At 60.4% G+C, this 1,943-nt stretch carries 1 protein-coding gene; it reads right to left on the reverse strand.

Annotated features, from left to right (window positions below; all coding sequences use genetic code 11):
* Positions 1-177: 177 nt before the first annotated feature.
* Positions 178-1,824 (reverse strand): IS1634 family transposase, encoded by a 1,647-nt coding sequence (locus tag PKE84_RS10360; RefSeq protein ID WP_189635513.1) that lies wholly within the window; start codon positions 1,822-1,824, stop codon positions 178-180.
* Positions 1,825-1,943 lie beyond the last annotated feature (119 nt).

A 1,943-nucleotide genomic window follows, 5' to 3' on the forward strand; every position in this document is an offset into this window, starting at 1 on the left:
CTTCCACGGCCGCGTCAGCGGCACCAGGATCAAACGCGCGCTGGGCGTGCAGGCCGCGCTTGAATGGGCGTTCCGGATCGAACAGGCGCAACTGGAGCACCCAACTTCATCAGTTAAACGGCTAAGCAATTGATACTATTGAGCCTGGAAGGCCAAAAATGGTACAACAAAGTGGCGTCAGACTGGTTTTGGCAGGCTCAATGCATCGAAGAGTTCCAGTTGTTCCGGGGTCGTCCGGCTAACGCCTTGGAGGGTACGCGTGCCGGCATGTGCCGTATGCTTCTGAATGCGGCCAAGAAGGTTGAGGGCGGCTTTCGGACTTGCGCTGTGGCCCTTGGCCTTCAGGCGCATGCGCATGACGCGGTAGAGTGTGAGGGCCAGGAAGCAGATCAGCGCATGCGCACGGATACGGTCCGGCAGGCGATGGTGGACCGGCGCGATTTCAATGTCGGATTTGAGGACGCGGAACCCGCGCTCAATGTCCGCTAATCCCTTGTAGCGCGCGACGGCCTCTGCGGGGCTGATGTCGGTGGTGTTGGTGATCAAGGCGAGCTTGCCGTCGAAGAGCTCAGCCTCGGCCACAGCCTCTTCCTCCACGGACCAAGAGAAGCGATCCGCGGTCAGATCGGCTTTGAGGAAGCGCGTCATCTCGGCCTCAGCGACAGCACGAGTGAAGCGGCTGTAAGCGCCACGGTCGGAAGCACGTCGTCCCTGGGGTGTGGCGCCTTCGTCTTGGGCGTTCAGCTTACCCACCATCTTCTCGGCCATGGCATCAAGTTCGGCAATCCGTGCACGGCGCGCCTCCCCCTGCTCGGCCGCGCGCAGGGGATCATGGGCGACAATCAGGCGATGGCCTGCAAAGGTCGTTTCAGCCAAACCCTCCGCACCGAAGGCGAGGGTGCGGAACGTCTCGACCAATTCGCTATAACGCCGTGCCGGCACGGCGAGGATGAACTCAAGCGTGCGTCCGCCCTCTTTGGCGAGGCTGGTCAGGGCATCGATGTTGTCGAGGCTGAGCAGCCCGCGATCAGCGACGAGAATGACCCGCTCAATGGGAAAGCGCTGCAGCACACGCGACAGCATGGCCTGCAGGGTCTTTGTCTCCGCCACATTGCCGGGATGGACAGTGTGCATCAGGGGCAAGCCCTCGGCGGTTTGCACCACGCCCATGACGAACTGACGGGCGATGCCGCCCGTCTCTTTGTTCATGCCATAGGCGCGGATGTCCTTCTCAACCTCGCCCTCGCCATGGATCCGCACGGTCGTCAGGTCGTAAAAGACAACGGTGAGGTTGCGATCCACCAGAGGCCGGATCTGCTTGGCAAGTTCCATTTCGACGGCGTCTACTTGCCCTAGAAGTGCATCCATCGCCCGAAGCAGATGCTGATGGGTTATGCCTTCCGGCATGGCTGGCATCGCCACCGTTTCCAACCAGCGCAGAACGCCTAACTTGCTGTCCGGGGCGCAGAGCCGGTTGAACACCATGGCCCGCACAAGGGCCTCGGCGTCAATCTCACGACGCCCGGAACGCAACGCGCGCTTGAGCGCGCGATCAAAACCGAGGTCTTTCCACAGTTCATGGAGCGCGAAGACATCACCGAAGCCCAACGCGGAGTCATAGGTGATGTCGGAAGCAGTGTTCTCCAAACGGCCAACAGCCCGATTGAGCCCGTTGATCAATGGATCGAGCTTTGTCGGGCTGAGCTTGTCCAGTCGCCCCAGATTGGCGACGACCTTGATGCGGACCTTTCCGGTCTCGTCGCGGTGGCCCTCGACCAGTTGCAGGTAGCGCCGACCGCCCGATTCAGTGATGCGCGTGTACATGGACGAACGATACATCGCCAAAAGCCAATGGCTCAAGCGCATAATTAGAAAAACGTGTTACAACAAGACTTCCGCTAAAACGCCTCAAGCCGCCCCATAACCCGTTGAAATTACTGAAA

Origin of the sequence: Leifsonia poae, assembly GCF_027921845.1 — a bacterium.
Lineage (GTDB): Bacteria > Actinomycetota > Actinomycetes > Actinomycetales > Microbacteriaceae > Leifsonia > Leifsonia poae.

What these genes read in the sequence shown, in the direction of transcription:
- PKE84_RS10360 (WP_189635513.1), bottom strand. Translation starts at nt 1,824, where the DNA reads ATGTACACGCGCATCACTGAATCGGGCGGTCGGCGCTACCTGCAACTG.